We start from the raw sequence: 23,699 nt of genomic DNA, 5'->3' as shown, positions 1-23,699 counted from the left end.
GCCCGCGAACGCGTCAGCGGCGCCATGACCATGCGGTTCTTCAGTTTATAAGGCCCTAATGCGTAAGGTTCGAAGATCGGGTTGTTCATGGTTCGCCCCCGGTCTGGCTACGGTTCGAAGAATGAGCACAAAGGGCGATCGCGGTGGGGAACATATAGGCGCTTTCCGGTGTCAACTCTGTCTCAATTGGTTATTCGCTCTATTCGACTTCGGTACGTACAAAATGGTCGCGGTCTTTTTCTGACAAATGACTTGGGTTAGCATTGATTTAGATCGGACAGAAATTTCCTGAAAAAGCTTATGTGTTACGCGCAAAAAAAGGATGCGGCGTTCGGCTTCACCGATCAGCATCTCCCTTCAGGCAGTCACCTCTGCTACATCTACACCGATGAAGAAGAGCATTCCCGCACGATGGCGCAATTCGTGGAGAGCGGTCTGGTATCCGGAGAAAAGGTCGCCTATCTGGCGGATGTGTCATCGGGCGACGAACTCGAACAGTATATCGCTAGACTGGGCATTAATTTACCCGAGCATCTCCGGCCGGGCCAGTTCATTTTGAGCCAAGCTGAAAAGACGTATTGCCCCGACGGGGCCTTTCTGCCGGAACGGATGATCGACACCTGGCGGTCGATGTATCGGCAGAGTATCGATGAAGGCTTTTTGGGAATACGCGCCACTGGTGAAACCGGCTGGACCAGCAACGAGCATCCTGGGCTGGAGCGGTGGTTCGAATACGAGTCGATGCTCAACATCGTTGTAAACGAGGTCCCTTTTAGCAGCATCATTTGCCAGTACGATGCCAACCGACTGGGCGGTGCCAATCTGTACGAAATTCTAAGGGTGCATCCTCTGATGATCGTTCAGGGGCAAATTCTGCACAACCCCTATTACGAAGCACCCGAGCAATATCTGTCCCGGCTCCGGGCTTCAAGATGATCGTTACCCTTAGCGCACGGTCATTTTTTCGGCTTTGCCTTGCATACTCCGCGCTCCTGCCTGAGCTTGAGTTGGCCCCATCATCCACCTGAAGGTGGAAACAGCGTTATGACGAGTCCGGTAACGGTCGTTCTTCAGCCGCAGCCCGAAATATTGGGGAAACTGCTGATCGTGCAACAAACGCTCGGGATTTTGTCCGCAAGGGAAGAGCAGGCCGCTTTCCTTTGCCGCGCATTGCGTGACATCCCCGGGGTCGAGAATGTCCACTTTTGCTTTTGTGGATCATTCGTATCCGAACAGCGGAAAGGTGCCGGCCTCTCTACGTGCGATCATTGTACGAACACCACACCGTCCATTGGACTTAAACGCTGTGGCGCCATTCCCGATGCCGGGCATGAGTGTATCCCGTTGCGCACGAACACGACGCTGTTCGGCTTTCTCATCCTCAGAATCGCAAACCTGCAGGCGTTCACGCCTTATGCTCCCTATATCCTCAACACCGCCAATTTCGTGGCGACTTTAATGGAGAAACGGGAAACCAAGGAACGGTTGGAGCAGGTGCTAGATGATCTGGAGAATCAAGTCGCCGCTCGTACTGCCGATTTGTTGGAAAAGAACGCCCGACTGGAGGCGGAAATCCAGCGGCGGGAAGCGGCCGAGTCGGCGCTGCATGAAGCGTACGAGCAGTTGGAAAGGAGAATCGAAGAACGTACCGCAGCCCTAAAATTCAGTGAAGAACGTCTCCAAAGCATTATCACTACCGCCGTCGATGGGATCATCACCACGGACAGCGGCGGCTACATCGAGCTTTTCAACGCCGCTGCGGAAAGGCTATTCGGCTATACCGCTGCTGAAGTTATCGGGAAAAACATTCGAATTCTCATGCCGTCGCCAGACCGCGAACGCCATGACAGTTTCATCGAACGTTATCTAGCCACGGGCACGAAGACCATCATCTGCATCCGTCGGGATGTCGATGTACTACACAAAAACGGCTCTATTTTTCCGGCCGAACTTACCGTCAGCGAGATGCAGATCGGCGGGCAAACAAAGTTCACAGGAATCATACGCGATATTACCGAGCGCAAGTGGGCCGAGACGGCGCTTAGGGAGAGCGAAGCGCGATTCCGCGCCATGGCCGAGACGGTGCCGGATATCCTGTTTACCAGCGATTCGAGCGGGTTTATCGACTATATCAGCCCCCGATTCTATGAGTATTCGGGCTTACCGCCGGATTCGAAAAGCACCGAATGGGTTGCGGCCATACATCCGGATGACGAAGAGCGCACTAGGCTGCAATGGCAGCATGCGGTGACAACGGGTGAGCCGTTCCGAACCAAGTATCGTCTTCGCTCGACCGACGGATCCTACCAATGGTTTCAGGTTCGCGCTCGCCCGATTCGTGATGCGAGCAGTCGCATCACCAAGTGGTTCGGAATCTGCTCCGACATCGACGAACTCGTCCGGGTTCAGGATGCCTTGGAAGAAGCCGATCGGCGCAAGAACGAATTCCTGGCAATGCTATCCCACGAATTGCGTAATCCCTTGGCTCCCATTCGCAATGCGGTTCAGGTGATGGGACTGCTGAATCTGACCGATTCGCGATTGCTGTGGGTTAAAGACATGATCGATCGCCAGGTCAAACATTTGGTTCATTTGGTCGATGATCTCCTGGATGTATCGCGCATCACCCGCGGCAAGATTACGCTCAAGAACGAACCTATCGAACTGTCCGTCCTCATCGACCGGGCAGTCGAAGCTACCGAAGCCATTATCGATTCCCAACAGCATCGACTTTCTATCTCATCTCCCGAGGAACCGGTGTTGCTGAGAGGGGATGCGGTCAGGCTGGTTCAGGTAGTTACCAATCTCTTGAATAATGCGGCCAAATACACGCCTCACGGCGGCCACATTCAGCTAACGGCGATCCCAAATGCACGGGAACTCATATTGTCCGTAAAGGACAACGGTATCGGCATTTCGCCCGAACTCCTGCCGCACGTATTTGATCTATTTACGCAGGCCGAACGCTCATTGGACCGGTCTCAAGGTGGGCTCGGTATCGGGTTGACTCTGGTGCGGAAATTGGTCGAAATGCACGGTGGAAGCATCGAGGCCCTGAGCGGCGGTCCGGGGAAAGGGAGCGAGTTCGTAGTTAGATTGCCGCTGTCAGACAACACCGTGATGAATGCTCGGCAGGAAATGACGCCTGAACAGCCTGGAAACCGAACGGCGCCCGGCGGCCGAGTGCGGAACTAAATCGATTCGTTTTCGCCTGCTGCGCGTGCCGCCGCGTCGGAGCGTTCAAACCGCCACTTCGGCCGGTATGTGGGGATGGGGATCATAGCCCTCCACTTCGAAATCTTCGATTCGATATCCGAATATATCGGCTGCCTTGCGTTTGATGTGCAACCGGGGAAATGGACGCGGCTGTCGCTCTACCTGAAGCTGTGCCTGCGGGATATGATTGCGATATAGATGCACGTCGCAACCGAACCAAACGATCTCTCCAGGCGTATACCCGCAATGATCGGCGAGCAGATGGGTCAACAAGGCTAGATTGGCGACATTCCAACCCAGCCCCAGATAGGCATCCGCCGAACGCTGCATCAAGGCTCCCGACAAAGTGTTCGTAGCCTGGCTAACAAAGAATTGATAGGTTTTGTGGCAGGGTGGAAGCGCCATCTCGTCCAACTGGGCCACGTTCCAACCCTCAAAAAGCAGCCGGCGTGAGGTCGGATCGTTCTTCAGTCCATCGACCAATAGCTGCACCTGGTCGATCTCTTTCCCATCGTAATCCCGCCAACGGCGCCATTGATGCCCATACACCGGTCCCAAGTCGCCCCAGCGGGCGGCGAATTCATCGTCGCTCAAGATACGGCGTTCAAAATCCTCTTGGCTTATCGATTCACCCGTCGCAGTTCGGTATTTTTTCAAGGGCCAATCCGTCCAGATACGCACGTTCTGTTCGAGAAGCTCCCGGACATTCCGACCGCCCGACAACATCCACAAAAGCTCCTTGAACGCCGTCTTCCAAAAAATCTGCTTGGTCGTGAACAGCGGGAATCCCGCCGCGAGGTCGAATCGCATCGTATAGCCGAACAGAGCGCGCGTCCCGACCCCGGTTCGATCGATTCGCTCATCCCCTTCGGTTATCAGTTTTCGAAGTAAAGTGAGATATTGCTCTTCGGGATGGGACATTATGGCTGGCGTTTTCGTTGTTTAAGCCGATCTTCCGTTTCGTTCGGTGCTTCGATTTCAGGACTCATCAGTCCTCAGGCCAGAGGCTATCGGACGGCGGTAGGCCAAAACGAGAAGCAGCATACCCAGGATGATCATGGGAAAGCTCAACACCTGCCCCATGGTGAGCCAGCCGAAGGCCAGGTAACCGATGTGAGCGTCCGGTAGACGAACGAACTCGACCATGAAGCGGAACATGCCATAGAGGAGCAGAAACAAGCCGCTTACCGCCATTGTCGGCGGCGACCGACGGCTGAAAAAGTGTAGTGCCACGAAAAGAACGATACCTTCCAGAAAGGCTTCATAGAGCTGGGAAGGATGGCGCGGCTCCGGGCCGGCATCCGGAAATACCATCGCCCAAGGCACATCAGTTGGTTTTCCCCAAAGCTCGCCATTGATGAAATTCCCGATGCGGCCCGTAAAAAGTCCGATCGGCACGTACCGCGCGATAAAATCGGTCACCGCAAAAAACGAGCTTTTCTGCTTTCGAGCAAAGATCCACATTGCCGCTAACGCTCCCAACAATCCGCCGTGGAAGGCCATACCGCCTTCCCATACTCTAAACAGCATTAAAGGGTCTTGAGTGAATGCCGGAAAGTTATAGAAGAGCATATATCCCACCCGGCCGCCGATCACCAGCCCAAGAGCGGTATAAAAGATGAGATCCTCCACCTGAGCTGGGGTCCACGGGAAACCGGGTTCTTTGGCTCTTTGGCGAGCCAGCCACCATGCACCGCCGATACCGATGACATACATCAGCCCGTACCAATGAATTTTCAAAGGACCGATGCTAATAGCCACTGGATCGATAGAGGGATATGGCAACATTTGGCTGTCTCTCCGCAGATGGGGTCCGGATAAAGCGTGCTTTAGAGCTCGAGAAGGTGCGATCGAGGCTTATCGGAAGATTATAACTGGTAGAAGTATACCGTGATCGTAGGTCATCGGTGCGGTGGAAAAGCGAGGTAACTCGTTTCTATGTTCCACGTGGAACAAACTGTTTAACTCGGACGGATCAAGCTCCCTCGAATGATGTTTCCGAGGCTCTAATGAGTAATTGCAGTATCCCAAAAAAAAGGCTCCTGGTTAGGAGCCTTTTCGAACCGCCGAAGGGTTCCGATCTCTAGCCTGTAAGACGATCCGCATCAAACGTCCAAGTTCGCGACTTCCAGCGCGTTCTTCTCGATAAAATCGCGTCGTGGCTCGACCTGATCGCCCATGAGCGTCGAAAAGACCTCGTCGGCCGCTATCGCATCCTCGATCTTCACCTGAAGCAAACGGCGAGTATTCGAATCCAATGTCGTCTCCCAAAGCTGCTCGGGATTCATCTCGCCAAGTCCTTTATAACGCTGGATATGTTGACCTCTCTTCGCTTCCGTCATCATCCACTGGAAGGCTTCCTTAAAGTTCCGCACGCGCTCCCGTTTGTCGTCACTGGCGATAAACGAATTTTCACCAAATAGTCCGTCCACTTTCTGACCGAACGTGGTGAGACGCTTGTAATCGCCGCCGCTGAAAAATCCTGCGCCGATATCGAAGGTCTTGTGAACGCCGTGCAGCCGCTTGCTGACATGCGCCCTAAACCCGTCGGCCTGATTCGCAAAATCCAGATCTATAGTAAAGCTTGCACTGCGATCGCGGGCATTCAACCGTGCGACCAAACCGGCAAACCACGCCTCGCACGCCGCGCGATCAGCAATCGTCGCGGCGTCCAAAACCGGATATTCAACTAGAAGATTGAGCAAACTCTCGTCATAGCGATGGGCGAGGCGCTCGATCAGGGCCTGAACATTCAGGTATTCCCTCGCGAGCTGCTCCAACCCCTGCCCTTGTATTGGGGGTGTCGTTTCATCGATATGCAGACGGGTCTTTTCGAGCGCCAATTGCAATAAATAGTTATCGAGCTCCGTATCGTCCTTTACATACTGCTCCTGTTTGCCTTTCTTGACCTTGTAGAGCGGGGGTTGAGCGATGTAGATATGGCCGCGCTCGATCAGTTCCGGCATTTGACGATAGAAGAAAGTTAAAAGAAGCGTCCGTATGTGAGATCCGTCGATGTCAGCATCCGTCATGATGATGATGCGATGATAACGCAGCTTGTTCGGGTCATATTCCTCCCGCCCGATGCCGCAACCCAGCGCAGTGATCAGGGTACCGACCTCCTCCGAAGAGAGCATTTTGTCGAACCGTGCCCGCTCCACATTGAGAATCTTGCCCTTGAGCGGAAGTATCGCCTGCGTGCGGCGGTCTCGACCCTGCTTGGCCGAGCCACCCGCAGAGTCGCCCTCGACGATGAACAGTTCCGACAAAGTCGGATCGCGCTCCTGGCAGTCGGCCAGCTTGCCGGGAAGTCCCGCGATATCCAGCGCAGTTTTCCTTCGCGTCATTTCCCTGGCTTTACGAGCCGCCTCCCGCGCACGAGCGGCATCGATCATCTTATTTGCGATCAGGCGGGCGACCGGCGGATTTTCCAGCAGAAATTCCTGAAACTTTTCACCCATGGCCGATTCGACCACTGGCTTGACCTCAGACGAGACGAGCTTGTCCTTAGTCTGGGACGAAAACTTGGGATCTGGAACCTTTACCGAGAGTACCGCCGTCAACCCTTCCCGCGCATCGTCGCCCGAGGTGGCGATCTTCTGCTTTTTCAGCAAGCCTTGATCTTCGATGTATTGATTGAGGGTCCGCGTAAGCGCTGCGCGGAAGCCCGCGAGATGGGTCCCGCCGTCTCGCTGCGGGATGTTGTTAGTGAAACAGAAAATGTTTTCCTGGTACGAGTCGTTCCATTGCATGGCGACCTCGACCCCGGTACCGTCCTTTTCCGTTTGGAAGTAGAACACCTTATCGAAAAGCGGCGTCTTGTTCTTGTTGAGATGTTCGACAAAGGCGCGTATACCGCCCTCGAACTCGAAGACATCGCTCTTCCCCGTACGCTCGTCCTCCAGAGAAATCCGAACTCCGGAATTCAGGAACGACAGTTCACGGAGGCGCTTGGCCAGAACTTCGTAATGAAACTCGATGTTGGTGAAAATGATGGGGCTGGGCTTGAAGCGGATGGTCGTGCCGGTCCCGTTCGCATCGCCGACAGCGGACAGCGGAGCCTGCGGCACGCCGTCACGATACTCCTGTCGGTAACGCTTGCCCCCGCGCTGAATTTCCAGGACCAGATGCTCAGACAATGCGTTTACGACGGATACGCCGACACCGTGAAGCCCACCGGAAACTTTATAGGCATTGTCGTCGAATTTTCCTCCGGCATGCAGGACGGTCATGATAACCTCGGCGGCAGAGCGTCCCTCTTCTTCGTGGATGTCGACGGGAATTCCTCGGCCATCGTCCGTCACGGTCACCGATTCGTCGCTGTGGACGATAACTCGGACCGTCTTGCAGTGGCCGGCCAAGGCTTCGTCGATCGAATTATCCACGACCTCGAATACCATATGGTGAAGCCCCGAACCGTCATCGGTATCGCCGATGTACATACCAGGGCGTTTGCGGACGGCATCAAGACCTTTCAGGACCTTAATGGCGGAGCTGTCATAATCTTTCGCGAGTTTGGTCATGCTCATTTCTTAATTCACGCTTGCTTTACTTGCCCATGTTCCACGTGGAACACAGCGGCGTCGTTGATGGCCTCTTTGATCATTTCCTCCGTGGTGGCGGTAATGAAAAACTGGGTGCGCCGCTCCTTCAAAAAACCGAGAAGTCTATTCTTGTTGTTTTCGTCCAATTCGGACGCCACGTCATCAACCAGCACGCACGCACTCATGCCGGCGCTCTCTTCCATCAGAAGGGACTGGGCCAGCAAAAGCGCGTAAACCAAAAGTTTCATTTGACCGCGGGAGAGATACGCTTTTGCCGAACGACCGTCCAGCACGACGGAGAAATCGGCTTTGTGGGGACCCGATTGGGTATGTCCGAGGCGAATGTCCGAGGCGACATCCTCCTGCAATGCCGCTTCCAGAGTCTTGTTCCTGTTCCACCCCGATTGCACGTGCAAATCAAGCTTAACGCCCGCAAAAAACTGCGCGACAGCTTGAAAAAAATAGGGCATAAGCCTCTCCGTATAGCGTTCGCGCGCACCATGTATTATTGTACCGTACCGCGCAAGCTCCCGGTTCCATAGCTCAATGTCGCGAAGTCGCCTTTCCCGCAGCAGGATATTGCGCTGGCTCAACGCCTTGGCGTAGCGTCGCCAGCAATCGAGATACGACTCTTCAAAGTGAAACACTCCCCAGTCGAGAAATTGGCGGCGATGCTTCGGAGCGCCCTCCAATAAAGCGCCGCTCGAAGGCTGAATGACGAGGACCGGAAATGTACGGATCAGTTCGGCACTGGATTGGATCTTCCTGCCCGAAAGATGGATCTCCCGCTCATCGCGAGCGATGCGAATTCCGATCGGAATCGTGTGGCCGGTATCGCTCGTAACTTTTCCGGTCACCATTAATCCGCTTCGCCCAAAGCGGATCGCCTGACTGATTTGGGGCGTACGAAACGAACGCGCTCGCCCCAACAAATAAACCGCCTCGAGCAAGGAGGTCTTTCCGCTGGCATTGGGTCCGATGATGAAGTTGAGGCGCGGGGATGGCTCTAGCGCAGCGGATTCAATGTTGCGTACATCATGGGCCTCAATCTTGACCAGACTCATACGCGTCCTCGCTCATACACGACTTGAGGCACGGATCAGCCCGTAATCGCGCCATATCCGGCTAGCGAAAAATGCCCCACGCTACAGACGCATGGGCATAACGATGAATTTGAACTGCGTATCCTCGCAATCCTCGATTAGGCAGCTGTTGGCACTCTCGGTGAACGACAATTTAACGTTATCGGAATCCACGTTGTTGATAGCGTCCAAAAGATAAGACGCATTGAAACCGACCGAAATATCCTTGCCTTCCAGTTCGACGGCGAACCTTTCTTCCGCTTCTTCATGCTCAGGATTCTGGGCCTTGAGGCACATATTGCCGTCTTCGCTCACTTCCATGCTAACGCCCCGGTACTTCTCGTTCGACAATACCGAGACGCGCGTCAAAGCCCCTTTGAAAGCAGCCTTGTCTACCAAAATGACTCGCGTCAGCTCGCGTGGCATGACACGCTGATAGTCGGGAAACCTCCCTTCGATCAGCTTGGCCGCAAAGCTGACCGTCCCCAAATCGACACGCAGATTGTTCGGTGCAACTTGAACTGTTACCGGTTCCTCGCCTTCGCCCAACAACCGATTCAATTCCAGAACGCCTTTTCTCGGAACGATGATCTGCCGGCCTTCCTCCGGACCACTTTCCAGCGACTGCTCAAAAAAAGCGAGACGGTGTCCGTCGGAAGAAACCGCCCGCAGCACTTGGCCGCCCAAATCCAGCAATAATCCGTTCAGATAATAACGGACATCCTGTTGCGCCATAGCAAAGAGGGTCTTTTCGAGCGCGCGTCTCAAGCAATTGCGCGGAATGGAGACCTCTATCTCCGGTGTTCCCGCATCGAATTCCGGATAGTTTTCCGCGGGTAGAGTACTCAGGTTGAATCGGCTGGACCCGCACTGGATAACGAATTTCTCCTGCCGGCAATCGATGTTCACCACGCTTTTTTCCGGTAAAAGGCGGCAAATATCCAAGAACTTACGCGCCGGCACCGTAACCGAACCCGAATCGCTGCCTTCAACCACGGCCTTGGTGACCAACTGCACTTCCAAATCCGTGCCCGTCAACTCCAAAGCCTCATCGGACAGCTTCAAAAGAACGTTGGACAGAATGGGCAAGGTTTGGCGTCGCTCGATGACGCCGACAACCTGTTGCAAGGGCGTCAGCAAATTCTCCCGGCTTATGGTGAACTTCATAGTAAGGTCATATGTTGATGCGGAACTCGTTGAACGAAAAAAGCCGACTTCTCAAACTGCCGATCCATCAAGTCTAGTTCGATAATGTGCGCATGAGATTCGAGTAGTCTTCGGCGAATTTGCTGTCGCTTTCCTTTAACTCCTGAACCTTGCGGCAGGCGTGCAAGACCGTGGTGTGGTCCCGTCCGCCGAACTGCTGCCCGATTTCCGGCAAGCTGTGATTGGTCAGCTCCTTGGCCAATGCCATGGCGATCTGACGAGGACGCGTCACCGAGCGGGTGCGTTTGTTGGCCAAGAGATCGGCCACCCGGATCTTGTAGTATTCCGCAACCGTCTTCTGGATGTTCTCAACGTTGATCATCCGGTCCTGAAGCGCGATTAAATCGCGCAAGGCCTCTTTCGCAAACTCCAGCGTAATCGGCTTACCGGTGAAGTGAGCATTGGCGATGACGCGCCGCAAAGCGCCTTCCAGTTCGCGAATGTTCGAGCGAATTCGCTTACCGATGAAGAAAGCCACTTCCGGCGACAGATCGGCGCCGGCGTGCTGCGCTTTGCTCATCAGGATGGCCACGCGGGTTTCCAGATCCGGCGGCTCGATGGCCACCGGAAGCCCCCACCCGAAACGCGACTTTAACCGTTCCTCTAGGCCTTTGATTTCCTTGGGATAGCGGTCGCAGGTCAGGACCACCTGATGCTTGTTTTCCAGAAGGCTGTTAAATGTGTGAAAGAACTCCTCCTGGGAGCGTTCCTTGCCGGCAAAAAACTGAATATCGTCGATCAACAAGGCATCGACCGTCCGGTAATACTCCTTGAAGGCGCCGATCGCATTATGCTGCAAGGCCTTGACCATGTCGGAAACGAAGCGCTCCGAATGCAAATAGACGATGTTTGCCGAGGAGTTCGCCCTTAGAATTTCGTTTCCGATAGCGTGCATAAGATGGGTCTTCCCCAGACCCACACCGCCGTAAATAAAGAGGGGGTTGTAGGCCCGTCCGACGTTCTGCGCCACTTGAATCGACGCGGCCTTGGCCAACTGGTTGGATTTGCCCTCGACGAAATTATCGAAGGTAAAAGCCGTGTTGAGATTGTTGGGAAGGCCTTTCTTGACACCGGCCGGCCTCTTGATCGCCGGCGCGACGGGAGACGCTTCCTGCTGCTTTCGCGTGCCGATTTCCAGAACGACATGGGGTGGCGGCTGGATCTTTTGGTCAGATAGAACTTCTTCGATCTTGCCGATAAAATGCTGCTTTACCCAATCGAGCACAAAACGGTTGGGAGCCAAGAGTTTCAACTCCGAACCATTTTCGACGGCTTGCAGGGGTCTGATCCAGGTATTGAACTGCTGCGGGGGCAATTCTCCTTCCAGCTTGCTCATGCACTGATTCCACAGCGCGCTCATTGTGCAGCTCCCTTATTGTGCTCGAGGAATAGGACATAAGGCATAGGCGATAAATGCGTGAGCGCTTTAACGGAATTCAGTATCATACCGCAACAGCCGACTTATCCACAGCATTGACACCGTATCGCCTGTGAATTAGCATGCACAGCTTTGTATTTTCTTTGCGGAATTCAACAGGTACACCATGAAAAGAACCTATCAGCCCAGCAAGATAAAGCGTGTCCGGACCCACGGCTTTCGTGCGCGCATGAAAACCCGTGGCGGACGTTTGGTTTTGAGTGCGCGCCGCGCGAAAGGTCGTAAACGGCTTACCGTCTGACGTTTGGCGTCGCCTAGCTACGGCTTCCCCCGAACGCGCCGCTTAAGTACCGCCGCCGATTTCCAGCGCGTTTTCGAGCAGCCCTGCAAGTCCGCAGACCAATACTTAACCGTGCTCGCGCGAACCAACGGTAGGGATTATCCGCGCCTCGGGTTGGCTATCGCCAGACGACAAATCCGTAACGCCGCCGATCGCAACCGCATCAAGCGCCTCATCCGCGAAAGCTTCCGCCTGCAGCAGTCGCTGCTCGGCGGAGTCGATTTTGTGGTAATGGCGCGCAGCGCCGCAATTCAGGCAGACCATGACACAATCCGAAGCTCATTGCATAAGCACTGGGAAAACCTGGTGAGGCGATGCAAGCCATCTTGGTCTTCCTCATCAAACTCTATCAGTACCTGATTAGCCCTTGGGTGGGGCAGCATTGCCGTTTCCACCCGACATGCTCCAGCTATGCCCTGACCGCCATCCAGCGGTTCGGATCTCTGCGGGGCTCCTATCTTGCCGCAAGGCGACTGCTGAGATGCCACCCTTGGCACAAAGGCGGTATTGATCCCGTCCCAGAACAATTCGGAAAATAAGAATGGATAATTTAAGGTTCGTTCTCTTCGTCTTCTTTATATTTCTCAGCTTCATGCTGTGGCAGCAATGGCAGCTGGATTACGGGCCTAAGCCCGAGCCCACGGCGCAATCCGGGTCGACTACGCCGGACGTCGCAGGTGACGTACCCGAGTCAGCTCGCGACGTCGACGACGTCGCCAAGACGCCTGAACTGTCCGCTGCTCCGGGCGTCGAGCGTCAGCGCGTCACCGTCACCACGGATGTCATACGAGCAGAGATCGACACCAAGGGCGGCGACCTGCGCATACTCGATCTGCTCGAGTATCCCCAGAGCAAGGACCAGCCCGACCAGCCAGTACGGCTGCTCAACGATGAGAACAACTTTTTCATCGCGCAGAGCGGATTCCTGGGAGAACAGGCCCTGTCGCCCACCCATCACAGCACATGGCAAGCTGAAGCCAATATCTACACGCTGGCGGAAGGCCAAGACACCCTCCGCATACCTTTCACGTGGACCAATGACAAAGGAATCAAGATTATCAAGACCTTGGTCTTCACCAAAGGCAGCTATCTGATCGAACTGGAGCAGCAGGTCAACAATCAATCCGGAGCCGAATGGAAAGGGCGTCAATACGTTCAGTTGCAGCGGAAGAATCCCGAAAGCAAGGATCAGGACGCTTTCGTCCGGACCTATACCGGCGGCGTACTATACACTCCGGAAGAAAAGTACGAAAAGATCACGTTCGACGACATGGCGGATTCGAACCTGAATCGGAAAGCCAAAGACGGCTGGATCGCCATGATTCAGCATTACTTCCTGGCGGCGTGGATTCCGCTGGCCGGCGAAGAGCATAGTTTTTACACCAAAGCCCTCTCCGACAATCATTTCGTCATCGGAACCTATTCGCCCATGCTCGAGGTCAAACCGGGCGAAGAGAAAGTCTTCAAGGCTAATTTGTTCGCCGGCCCCAAACTCCAGCGAGTGTTGGAGCAAACGGCACCGGGCCTGGACCTGACGGTGGATTACGGCGGGCTGACCATTGTCGCCAAACCCATTTTCTGGCTCCTGGAACAGTTCCACAAAATTTTCAACAATTGGGGATGGGCGATCGTGTTCGTCACCATCACGCTCAAGGCCCTGTTCTATAAGCTGTCGCAAGCCAGCTATCGCTCCATGGCCAGAATGCGGAAGCTCCAGCCGAAGCTTCAACAGCTGAAGGAGCGTCATGCCGACGACAAGCAGAAGTTCAACATGGCGATGATGGAGCTGTATCGGAAGGAAAAGGTCAACCCGCTGGGCGGCTGTTTGCCGATCCTGGTCCAGATCCCCGTGTTCATCGCCCTGTATTGGGTTCTCATCGAAAGCGTGGAAATGCGTCAGGCGCCGTTCGCCCTTTGGCTGAACGACCTGTCCGCCAAGGACCCCTATTTCATTCTTCCGCTGATCATGGGCGTCTCCATGTTCATCCAGCAGAAGCTCAATCCGCCACCGGCCGATCCGGTACAGGCCAAGGTGATGCAGTTCTTCCCGGTCATATTCACCGGCTTCTTCGCCTTTTTCCCGTCCGGACTCGTGCTCTACTGGGTGGTCAACAACATTCTGTCCATCCTCCAGCAGTGGCATATCACCCGGCAGATCGAAAGGAACGTACACGCCTAGCGCGATCTCTCGCGCGGCAGGGCTGGCTCCGCACCCCTGCCGCGCACCTTTCGCCTTGCGACGATGCGATACGCCGGCTTCTCTGCTTTGATCCGGAACGAATGCTTGTTCCGGAATCCACCCCATGAACACATTATCTCGCGACACCATAGGCGCCATTGCCACGCCTCCCGGCCGGGGCGGCATCGGCGTAATCCGCATCTCCGGCAACGCTGTCCCCACACTGATGCGCGCGCTGCTACGCAAAGAACTTGAGCCGCGCTACGCCCACTACGGTCATTTCTATGATTTGGATGGTTCGGTCCTCGATACCGGATTAGCCCTGTACTTTCCGTCACCCCATTCTTTTACTGGCGAAGACGTCCTCGAGTTGCACGCGCACGGCGGTCCGGTCGTCCTCGATTTGCTGCTGCGTCGCGTCCTGGCCTCAGGCGTTCGGCTGGCGCGCCCGGGAGAATTCACCGAACGGGCGTTCCTCAACGACAGGATCGACCTTGCCCAGGCGGAGGCCATCGCCGATTTGATCGAAAGCACCACAGAGCAGGCCGCCCGGTCCGCGCAGCGCTCTCTCCAGGGCGAGTTCTCGATCCGCATCCACCAACTCGTCGAAGCCCTGATCGAACTGAGGCAGTACGTGGAAGCGTCGATCGACTTCGTCGACGAAGACATCGATTTCCTGTCCGAAGGCCGTATTGCCGAAAAGCTCGCAGACCTCTCGGCGACGCTCCGGCATATCCGCCATTCCGCCCAACAGGGCTGTCTATTGCGCGAAGGCATGACCGTTGTCATCGCCGGCCGCCCCAATGCCGGAAAATCCAGCCTACTCAACCGATTGGCGGGACGTGAAGCCGCCATCGTCACCGAAATCGCAGGTACCACCCGCGATACCTTGCGAGAACATATCCAGATCGACGGCATGCCCCTGCACGTGGTGGACACCGCCGGTCTGCGGGAGAGCGAGGATATTGTCGAACGCGAAGGCATAAGGCGGGCCCGAGACGAAATTCACAAGGCCGACCGGATATTGCTGTTAATCGATGATCGCACTCCGGAAGAAGGGGAAGCCCTGCTCCAGAGCCTGCCCGCAGACATCCCGCTCACCCGCGTCTACAACAAGATCGATCTCACCGGAAAACCGGCCGGTTTCATCGAAGAACGGAAAGGTCCCGCCGTGTATCTATCCGCCAAGACCGGCGAAGGCCTCGAACATCTTCGGAAACACCTCAAAGCCTCGATGGGCTACGACAGTGAGGCGAACGATGTTTTCATCGCCCGCCGCCGCCATCTCGATGCGCTAAGCCGTGCCGAAAGCCTCATCGAGAACGCCGAAACGCAACTCCAAATCCGCGCCGCCGAACTCCTCGCCGAAGACCTTCGCGAAGCTCAAAACGCCTTATCGGAAATCACCGGCGAATTCACGAACGAAGACCTTTTAGGCCGGATTTTCGCCAGTTTTTGCATCGGCAAGTAGCGGGCTGTCGAGTTCGCGCTCCGAACCTCCGGAAGGCGTTCCGCTCGCCCACCGCGGCGCAAGCTCGACCCCAGCCATCCAAGCGCGCTGACAACTTTCTCCGGAATACATGTCATTATCCACGACCAAAACGTCCGCACTCCGCCATCGCAATTTCGTGCTTTACCTGTGCGCCCGATTTCTCGGCGCCGTTGCGGTGCAAATGCAAAGCGTGGCCGTGGGTTGGCAAGTCTACGCGCTTACCGGCGACGCGCTCGATCTCGGACTTGTAGGGCTCGCCCAGTTCGCGCCTTTCGTGCCGCTCGTGTTGATAGCCGGCCAACTGGCGGACCGCTTCGACCGGCGCCGCATCATCATGCTCTGTTATGCCGTGGAAATGCTATGCGGCCTATTGCTGATCGGGTTCACCCTAACTGGCCTAAAGGTCGTGTGGCCGGTATTTGCCGTCATGGCGCTCTACGGATCGGCGCGGGCGTTCATGATGCCGTCCAGCCAGGCGATCGTAATCAATCTGGTCCCCGCCGAAAGCTTCAGCAATGCCGTAGCGCTCAGTTCATCGAGCTTTCAACTGGCGGTGATTGCGGGTCCGGCACTCGGCGGCGTCCTATATCTTGCGGGGCCCATGACTGTCTACACGACGGTGTCGGTGCTGCTCGGACTCTCGGCAATCCTGATTCTGTCGATGCGCAGCCTTCCCCGGCGGACCAACGGCCGCGAACCCATGAGCTGGCATACCGTTCTGGACGGCTTGCACTTCGTACGTTCGCGGCCCACCGTATTCGGCGCCATTTCGCTCGATTTGTTCGCCGTTCTGTTCGGCGGCGCCACGGCGCTACTGCCGGCCTATGCCAGCGATATTCTGCACGTAGGCCCGACCGGGTTGGGCCTGCTTCGCACCGCACCCGGAGCCGGCGCCGCCCTGACTGCCATGTTGCTCGCCTTCGCGCCCATCTCCCGACATGTCGGACGCTGGATGTTCGGCGGCGTCGCTGTGTTCGGGGCGGCTATCATCGTGCTAGGCCTGTCGACGAGTTTTCCCTTGTCGCTCGCCGCGCTTTTCTTGCTGGGCGCCGGTGACATGGTCAGCGTTTACATCCGCCACATGCTGGTCCAGCTCGAAACGCCCGACACGATTCGCGGGCGAGTGAGCGCCGTCAATTCGGTCTTCATCGGCGCTTCGAACGAACTGGGCGAATTCGAATCCGGCCTGACCGCCGCTTGGTTCGGCCTCACTCCCGCCATTATCGTCGGGGGAGCGGTCACACTGGCCGTCGCCATAGTTTGGATGTACGGCTTTCCCGATTTGCGCACAATGGATCGTTTCCCGCACCGCATCGTCGAAACACCGTCTTCCGACAAGAGGAACAGCATTAAACCGAAACGCCGTTCCGGTAAACGACGACACCCCTGAGTCCCCGGCAAGTCCAAATCTGGTTTCCGGGCGAAACGAGCTTTCATTTATCGCGGGTTATGTTTAAAGTCTTCGGCCGATAACTCCGCCTCGCGGCTCGTTTAGCATCTGACATTCAAAAACGATGGCATCCGTCTCCCGACCCAAGCTTACGAGCGGGCGGCTCACTTATCCGCTCAGCTTGGTCATTTTCGCCGCGTCCTATTTTCTGACGGCGAAATCCGCTCTGTTGCTGGCGACAGTCCACGTCAAAGTCACTCCCATCTGGCCTCCGACCGGCCTCGCCCTGGCCGTGTGTCTCGCCTTCGGCCGACGCTGGTGGCCTGGCGTTTTTCTCGGCGCCCTGGCAGTCAATCTCACGACCGGTGCGTGGCTTTCCGCATTCCCCATCGCCGTCGGCAACACGCTCGAGGCCGTCGCCGGAGCCGCATGGATCGCCCGCGCCGTGCCCTCGGACCGGATATTTTGTACGGTTCGGAACGTATTTCGCTTTTTGACGTTCGGCGTGCTGGCTGCTCCTCTTATCAGCGCCGGCATCGGAAGCTTGAGCGTGATGCTGTTGGAACCAAATGCATCCCGCCCGATTTGCGATCTATGGTGGACCTGGTGGCTGGGCAATGCCAGCGGAGCGCTTGTGGTGGCCCCGCTTTTTCTGGCGTTGGCCGCGCGCTCTAAGCTTGAAGCTTTAAGCTTGGAACAGGCACTCCATACAGTGCTGACAGTATTGACCGGGCTTTATGCCTTCGGCGGATGGCTGCACCCGGATACCGCTCACTATCCGTTGGTCTTTCTCACCATTCCCACTCTCATTTGGGCGGCTTTCCGCTTCGGCCCGCTCGCCATCGCTTCGACCTTGGCCCTCAACGTTCTGATCGCGGCGGCGAGCACGGCGAACGGAATCGGGCCATTTTCCCAGTACCCGACGAACGCCTCTTTTCTGCTGCTCGACGCCTTCATACTCATCGTCGGCGGCACCACGTACGTCATGTCGGCGTTGGTGGCCGAGCAAAAGTCCACGCAGTCCATGCTGCGCAACCGCGGAGAGCTTCTCGAGCAACGGGTCGTGGAATCGACGCGGCAGCTCGAGCAAGAGCGCGAACATCTGGAGAGCATTCTGATCAACATGCGGGATGCCGTGTGGAGCGTCTCTCCGGATGGCGAAAAAGTGCTGTTCGTCAACAAAGTCGTCGAAAATATTTACGGCCATAAACCGGAGGAATTCTATGCCGATCCGGAACTCTGGCTGAATGTTGTCCACCCGGACGACCGCCCGTTCGTTCATGCCGGATTCGCCGATCTCCTCCAAGGCGCCAACTTCGATGCCGTGTACCGGATCGTTCGCGCCGACGGAGAGATCCGTTGGGTCCACGATATGGGTTATCCCGTTACCGATGCGGCCGGAGAACGCACTCGCCTTGACGGCATCACCCGCGACATAACCGCGGAAAAACGGATCGAAACCGAGCTCCGTCTCGCCCAAGCGGCATTCGAAAATACCACCGAAGGGATCGTCATTACCGATGCCGAAACTCGAATCGTTGCCGTCAACCGGGCGTTTACCGCGATTACCGGCTATCCCGAATCCGATTTGCTCGGCAAGACGCCGCGTCTTTGGCAGTCCAAGCGACACAACGGCGCTGTTTACAAAGAGCTTTGGGCCGCGATCCGGACAACCGGGCAGTGGCGCGGCGAGCTCTGGAACCGGCGCAAGAACGGCGAAATCTTTCCTGCCCTCGAGAACGTCAGCGCGATTCGCGATCGGGACGGCCAGATTCTGAACTATGTCGCCGTGGTTTCGGATATCAGCGGCGTCAAGCAATTCGAGAAGCAATTGTTCCAACTCGCGCACCACGATGTCCTCACCCAATTGCCCAACCGCCTGCTGTTCACGGATCGGGTGGATCACGCCTTATCCCACGCCCATCGCGAAGGACATCGGGTAGCCGTCCTCTTCATAGACCTGGACCGTTTCAAGAACATCAACGACAGCCTGGGCCATGCCGTGGGCGATCAGTTGCTGTGCGAGATCGCGTCGCGACTGACTTCCGCCGTCCACGAGAACGATACCGTAGCCAGACTGGGGGGCGACGAATTCGCCATCGCCCAGGAGCACATCAAGACCCCGGCGTGCGCGGCGATACTCGCCGAAGTGCTGGTCAACGCGCTCAGCGAGCCGGTCCGTGTCGACGAACACGATTTGTTCATCACCCCCAGCATCGGCATCAGCATTTATCCGGACGATGCGAAAGGTACCGACGACCTGATTCGGCATGCCGATGCGGCGATGTATCACGCCAAGCGGCTGGGACGGAATCGCTTCCAGTTCTACAGCAAATCGCTGACCCAGGAGGTCCTGGAAAAAGTGCGGCTGGAAACCCAATTACGCCAGGCGCTCAAACGGGGCGAGCTTGAAGTCTTTTATCAACCCCAAATCAATTTGCTCGACGGCACCGTATCGGGAGCCGAAGCGCTAGTACGGTGGCGCCATCCGGAAATCGGTCTGGTATCGCCCACCAAATTCATCCCGCTCGCCGAGGAAAGCGGAATCATCTGCCAAATCGGCGAATTCGTGCTTCGCGAAGCGTGCCGCCAGGCCAAGAGCTGGCTCGATCACGGGTTTTCCTTCCAGCAAATCGCCGTCAATGTCTCCAGTCAGCAATTACACGATTCGGATCTGGTCGAACTCGTCTCCCACACACTCGCGGAAACCGGCCTCGACGCGCGATATCTGGAGGTCGAGATTACCGAAACCGTCGTCATGCAGCAGACCGAGAAAACGCTGCGCATTCTCGAAGACTTGCGCACACTCGGCGTGAATCTTGCGGTCGACGATTTCGGCACCGGCTATTCCAGCCTGGGCTATTTGAAACAATTGCCCGTGCATCGCCTGAAGATCGACCAATCCTTCGTCATGGATGTGCCGCACGAGAATAACGATGCGATCATTCGGGCGATTGCGGCAATGGCTCGCTCGCTCCGCCTGGAGTTGATCGCAGAGGGTGTGGAAACGGCGGCGCAACACGCGTTTCTCGCCGCAGAAGGGTGTCAACTGGGCCAGGGTTATTTATTCGGCAAGTCGGTTCCGTCTTCCGAGTTCAGTTTCGCCCCCCGCCCGGTGCCCGCCAACGCAGTCGACCTCTCATTTCTCGGCACGTGAACGGACGGCCGAGAACGGCAGGAAGACTCCGCAAAGCAAGACCAGCGTGCAACCGGCCAGGGCTTTCTGATCGGGGATCTTCGCGAACAGCAACACGCCCCAAATCACGCTCATAACCGGACCGATGTAGCCCACGGAGCTGACCAAGGCGGCCGGGGCCATTTGATAGGCTCGCGTCATGTACAACTGGGCACCGCTGCCGGAAATCCCCGCGAGCATCACCCAGCCCCAAGCATTCTGCGTGGACGGCCAAAGGACGCCATAAATTCCGAAATAAACCAGATGAATCGCCACAGCGACCAGGCAGAAATAGAAAACCACGGCCTGCGGCGGATTACTCCGGCCGGCGCGGGCAACCATCAAGTACGCCAGAGCGGCCAGAAATCCGGACCCCAGCGCCATAGCCCGCCCGAGAAAGTCCGAAGGGCCGAGCCTCGGCTGAAATAGCAGAAAAAGGCCTGCGAGCGAGCCGAATATGGCCAGCCAGACGGACAGCGGGTTTCGCTGCGATAAAACGGCGGGCCCCAACAGAGCCACGAACACGCCGCTGCTCGCCGACAAAAACGCGCTCTCGCCGGGCCCGATCCGCTGAATAGCCGCGAACGAGAGCATCAGCGAGACCGCACCGAATAGACCGCGCAACCACAGCGAAGCCCGCCGGTCGCCGAATAAGGCCCATCCCTGCTTGAACCACAGCGCCGGCGCCACGAGGATGACGAGATTCACCGTCACCCGAATGAAACTAACCATAGGCGCAGCAACCGGAGGGACGGTTAGGGCCGCGCCGTACACACCTACTCCCATCACCGAAAACAGGAAAGCGGCAATGACCATGTAGGCCAGTCCACGCATTCGTCCTTGCCACATACGGCCGCCTTCCGCGCAACAGGCGGTTCGATGGGGATGGTTGGAAATCAAGAGTGGATCTGTTTTAGGAAGAGTTTCGAGGGCTTGGGCAAATGAGAGATGAAGGCTTTCGATCGAGCGAATGTTTCCCGATACCGGGACGGATTGCAAATCCACCATCATCGTCCGGATTTTCCCTCGGATCGAATCAAATCATAACCGGCACAGACATACTTTTGCCCGATGCGGGATTCGTAGAAATAACCATAGGCAAAGCCATATCCTCATGCTAGAGTTCGGGAACCTGACACGTTCCTTCAGCGGCATTTGGTAATTCCTTCCTGGATCCGGCGTCGTTCTCGCTCTGTTCCCGAAGTCCTCGCCTCATACCTCAAGAAGTAACTCGTAGGTTTGTCCTCGGCCTTGGAGGCCGGTTTTGTTTGTTGATGTTCCGGCGCGTGTCGGAGCGGGAGTTATTTTCAAATGAAGAATATTTATGTAGGCAACTTATCATTCCAGACCACGGAAGACGAGCTTCGTGGGCTGTTCTCCCAGTATGGCGAGGTTCAATCGGTTAATCTGATCACCGATCGCTTTACCGGACAATCCAAGGGCTTCGGCTTTGTCGTGATGGACAGCCGGGGGGGGCAGGAAGCTATTGATAAATTAAATCAGACCGAATTCGGCGGCCGTTCCATTACCGTCAATGAAGCGCGTCCCCGCGAAAACAACCGTGGCGGTTCTACTCAACGTCGCGGCGGTGGCGGTGGCGGTGGTGGCTTCGGCGGTCAGCGTCGCGGTTACTAACCGGTAGCCGAGAAACATCTTCAAGAGCAGGTTGTTTCGATGCGGCCTGCTCTGCAACGCTGGCCCGAACTGCTTTCTGCCGACCGCTAAAACGGTTCAGAAACAGTTTCGGGCTTGCGTACCATTGTTTTCGCTTGTCGGTCGCCCTAGGCCATCAAGCAAATATCGAAGCTTGACCGTACCAAGCCTTTTGCGGCTTACCGCGCAGGCCGAGCAGCGTCGGTCGACTGTCGGATCGAAAAAACAATCCCCGCGGACCAGCGGCCTTGGGCTCCGGCGCGGGATACGGTGGACCGGCAGTTATAGTTGTCTCAGGAACCCAACAATAGGCGACATCTCAGTCGCATCGGCGTTTTATGGAAAACCAGCGCGCTTCCGACGAGACAGCCATAGGGGGAACATCCCTGTTCAGGGTCGACATCCGCTGTCACTAAGAAATAAGTTTGGTCCGCTGAAGAATTCCGGATCAGAATGCCCCGATTCCCTTCGAAACATCCCGAGTCCGTTCGGAACATCCCTTTCCTACTGCGATATCCTTAAGTCCGTTCGCGTTCCAAATCCTGCACGGAATATCCTTATTCCGTTCGGAACATCCTGTTCCTCGCGACATCCCTAAGTCCCTTCGCAACATCCTAATCCCTACCGGAACGTCCACTGTTCCGGACCTGAAACCGAAACCCTGCGCTCCCGGTTTCAGGTGGCTTCATTAAACCCGCATATAGCTCCAAGACAAATACGTACGCCTTCGTATGTACGAAAGCTAGACATGAGTCGGAGCAAGAAACGAAATTCCGAAGACGTTTTTTGCGTCGCTTCGCTCCGGAAATGCCCTAAAAACCCGTGACTCCGGCCTCATATCGTCTGCGGCTTTTTTCCGGGCGTTGCTTCAAGAGACCGCAGTTGGTCTTCCAGCTGCTGTAGTTCCTGTTGAAGCCTGGGCAACAAATCCTTCTTGATGGACTCTTCGGTAGCAGCCTGCGCTCTTTGTATCTCGCCCAATAACCGTGCCCATTCGTCCCGCAGCTTTTGTGCCTCCTCCGATTCCGGCACCCGCCGCATATCGGACTCGAAGCGCTCCACCTGCTCGCGAAGAATACCAAGCCCCTCGGTGAAGCTGCGCAAGATTTCCCCCAGAGGAAAAAGCGGCGTCTGTCTGACAGAACCCCGAACCGAGGCACCGTCCGCCAAAGGCGCGTCACCCCCGTTCCCCGGCTGAATTTCGACACGACGCCGTCCGGAATTATCAGGATCTTCGTCCACTACGAAACGGGCGCTCTGAGTGACCTCCGCAGCAAACCCGGGCTCAATGGCGAGCTTTGCCACGTAACCGCTTTGCCCTGTTGCTTCCACGTCCGTGACCCTGCCCACGCTCTGGTTCCGAATGACAACAGCGTCTCCCGGCTGCAAACCGCCCGACGCGTCGAGCTGTAACTTCAATTCAAGCTCGTCGCGGCTGCAGCCGAATAACAGCAGAATCAACGCGACGATAGCGAGGGTGAATCTGATGGGCATGAAAGTGTCTCCGGGACGTTATGGATCTTCGACTTGGCTCTGCATGATAAAGCAAAGCTTCGGACGAACGGCAGAAATCGCCTTCCGGTGAAACAAAGCGTTTTGATCGCAAGTCTCATAAATAGATTTCGAAACGGTGAATTGAATCGAGCAAGGAGAACTTCATGGCGCCTATCGATCCGGAGGGCAGACGTTTACCCGTCAAACTGGATACCGCCACCAATGGCGAATACCTGCCGATGCCGCTGACCGACCCGGTACTCATGGCGAAGCGATTAGCGCACGACCAGGTTTCGAAGGTGTCGCGACGGCTCGGCATGAGCCGACGGACATTTCTTAAATCGGTGTCGGGCGCAGCGACGACGCTGCTGGCCATGAACCAGGCGTTCGCCGCCTTCGGCCGAACCGGCGGCCGTTTTGAGGTCCCGCTAGAAGCGGCCTACGAACCGGAGCTGGCCCAAGCGGCTTTGGGCGGAAAGGAGTTCATCTTTGACATTCAGGGACACCACGTGAATCCCAAGGGGCCGTGGCGAAGACCGACCAACCGCTG

Annotated in this window: 20 protein-coding genes; 11 read left to right on the top strand and 9 right to left on the bottom strand. The window is 56.4% G+C overall.

Annotated elements, in window-relative coordinates:
• Positions 1-300: 300 nt before the first annotated feature.
• A complete protein-coding gene (locus ABJK70_RS05615) occupies positions 301-936 on the top strand; it encodes an MEDS domain-containing protein (protein WP_077728206.1) in 636 nt (211 codons plus the stop codon).
• A gap of 9 nt (positions 937-945) precedes the next feature.
• On the opposite strand, the gene ABJK70_RS05610 is transcribed toward ABJK70_RS05615, so the two are convergent.
• Positions 946-1,203: a hypothetical protein gene (locus ABJK70_RS05610; RefSeq protein WP_166642461.1), complete on the bottom strand. Its 258-nt coding sequence runs from the start codon at positions 1,201-1,203 to the stop codon at positions 946-948.
• Between the two features lie 141 nt (positions 1,204-1,344).
• On the opposite strand from ABJK70_RS05610, the gene ABJK70_RS05605 reads away from it, so the two are divergent.
• On the top strand, positions 1,345-3,195 hold the full coding sequence (locus ABJK70_RS05605) for a PAS domain S-box protein (protein ID WP_168175319.1): 1,851 nt from the start codon (positions 1,345-1,347) through the stop codon (positions 3,193-3,195).
• 45 nt (positions 3,196-3,240) lie between these two features.
• Here ABJK70_RS05605 and thyA read toward each other — a convergent pair whose 3' ends face one another.
• The 6 genes from thyA to dnaA form a co-directional block, all read right to left on the bottom strand.
• Positions 3,241-4,137, bottom strand: a complete 897-nt coding sequence (gene thyA, locus ABJK70_RS05600) for a thymidylate synthase (protein ID WP_347257534.1) — start codon at positions 4,135-4,137, stop codon at positions 3,241-3,243.
• A gap of 57 nt (positions 4,138-4,194) precedes the next feature.
• Entirely contained in the window at positions 4,195-5,004 is an 810-nt protein-coding gene (gene lgt / locus ABJK70_RS05595) for a prolipoprotein diacylglyceryl transferase (RefSeq protein ID WP_077728209.1), read from the bottom strand.
• A gap of 317 nt (positions 5,005-5,321) precedes the next feature.
• Entirely contained in the window at positions 5,322-7,739 is a 2,418-nt protein-coding gene (gyrB, locus tag ABJK70_RS05590; RefSeq protein WP_077728344.1) for a DNA topoisomerase (ATP-hydrolyzing) subunit B, read from the bottom strand.
• 14 nt (positions 7,740-7,753) lie between these two features.
• A complete protein-coding gene (gene recF, locus ABJK70_RS05585; protein ID WP_077728210.1) occupies positions 7,754-8,824 on the bottom strand; it encodes a DNA replication/repair protein RecF in 1,071 nt (356 codons plus the stop codon).
• A gap of 81 nt (positions 8,825-8,905) precedes the next feature.
• Entirely contained in the window at positions 8,906-10,009 is a 1,104-nt protein-coding gene (dnaN, locus tag ABJK70_RS05580) for a DNA polymerase III subunit beta (RefSeq protein ID WP_347257533.1), read from the bottom strand.
• A gap of 73 nt (positions 10,010-10,082) precedes the next feature.
• Entirely contained in the window at positions 10,083-11,408 is a 1,326-nt protein-coding gene (gene dnaA / locus ABJK70_RS05575; RefSeq protein WP_086134437.1) for a chromosomal replication initiator protein DnaA, read from the bottom strand.
• Between the two features lie 184 nt (positions 11,409-11,592).
• On the opposite strand from dnaA, the gene rpmH reads away from it, so the two are divergent.
• The 7 genes from rpmH (at position 11,593) to ABJK70_RS05540 (ending at position 19,984) form a co-directional block, all read left to right on the top strand.
• Positions 11,593-11,727: a 50S ribosomal protein L34 gene (rpmH, locus tag ABJK70_RS05570; protein ID WP_077728213.1), complete on the top strand. Its 135-nt coding sequence runs from the start codon at positions 11,593-11,595 to the stop codon at positions 11,725-11,727.
• Positions 11,728-11,730: 3 nt separating this feature from the next.
• Positions 11,731-12,126, top strand: a complete 396-nt coding sequence (gene rnpA, locus ABJK70_RS05565; protein ID WP_077728214.1) for a ribonuclease P protein component — start codon at positions 11,731-11,733, stop codon at positions 12,124-12,126.
• Positions 12,081-12,305, top strand: a complete 225-nt coding sequence (yidD, locus tag ABJK70_RS05560; RefSeq protein ID WP_077728215.1) for a membrane protein insertion efficiency factor YidD — start codon at positions 12,081-12,083, stop codon at positions 12,303-12,305. The genes rnpA and yidD overlap by 46 nt, the downstream gene beginning before the upstream one ends.
• Positions 12,306-12,307: 2 nt before the next feature.
• Complete coding sequence (gene yidC / locus ABJK70_RS05555) at positions 12,308-13,945, top strand: membrane protein insertase YidC (protein WP_077728216.1); 1,638 nt, start codon at positions 12,308-12,310, stop codon at positions 13,943-13,945.
• Positions 13,946-14,069: 124 nt separating this feature from the next.
• The gene (gene mnmE, locus ABJK70_RS05550; RefSeq protein WP_077728217.1) at positions 14,070-15,416 is read left to right on the top strand and encodes a tRNA uridine-5-carboxymethylaminomethyl(34) synthesis GTPase MnmE; all 1,347 of its coding nucleotides are present in this window, start codon (positions 14,070-14,072) and stop codon (positions 15,414-15,416) included.
• Positions 15,417-15,525: 109 nt separating this feature from the next.
• Positions 15,526-16,827 (top strand): MFS transporter, encoded by a 1,302-nt coding sequence (locus ABJK70_RS05545; RefSeq protein ID WP_347257532.1) that lies wholly within the window; start codon positions 15,526-15,528, stop codon positions 16,825-16,827.
• A gap of 124 nt (positions 16,828-16,951) precedes the next feature.
• Positions 16,952-19,984: an EAL domain-containing protein gene (locus ABJK70_RS05540; protein ID WP_086134440.1), complete on the top strand. Its 3,033-nt coding sequence runs from the start codon at positions 16,952-16,954 to the stop codon at positions 19,982-19,984.
• On the opposite strand, the gene ABJK70_RS05535 is transcribed toward ABJK70_RS05540, so the two are convergent.
• Positions 19,967-20,836, bottom strand: a complete 870-nt coding sequence (locus ABJK70_RS05535) for a DMT family transporter (protein ID WP_347257531.1) — start codon at positions 20,834-20,836, stop codon at positions 19,967-19,969. The two genes, ABJK70_RS05540 and ABJK70_RS05535, sit on opposite strands and share 18 nt — an antisense overlap.
• A 477-nt stretch (positions 20,837-21,313) precedes the next feature.
• Between ABJK70_RS05535 and ABJK70_RS05530 the strand changes: the two genes are divergently transcribed.
• Positions 21,314-21,637, top strand: coding sequence for an RNA-binding protein (locus ABJK70_RS05530; protein ID WP_077728221.1), 324 nt, complete (start codon positions 21,314-21,316; stop codon positions 21,635-21,637).
• A gap of 852 nt (positions 21,638-22,489) precedes the next feature.
• Here the strand turns inward: ABJK70_RS05530 and ABJK70_RS05525 are convergent.
• Positions 22,490-23,149, bottom strand: coding sequence for an MlaD family protein (locus tag ABJK70_RS05525; protein WP_347257530.1), 660 nt, complete (start codon positions 23,147-23,149; stop codon positions 22,490-22,492).
• Between the two features lie 164 nt (positions 23,150-23,313).
• Here ABJK70_RS05525 and ABJK70_RS05520 point away from each other — a divergent pair.
• Positions 23,314-23,699 (top strand): hypothetical protein (locus tag ABJK70_RS05520; RefSeq protein ID WP_347257529.1); only part of this gene is annotated, 386 nt, incomplete at its 3' end.

This window comes from Methylocaldum sp. (assembly GCF_039794385.1).
Taxonomy (GTDB): domain Bacteria; phylum Pseudomonadota; class Gammaproteobacteria; order Methylococcales; family Methylococcaceae; genus Methylocaldum.
Note: the sequence above shows the minus strand (reverse complement) of the source record. Positions and strands in the feature narration are given on the sequence as shown.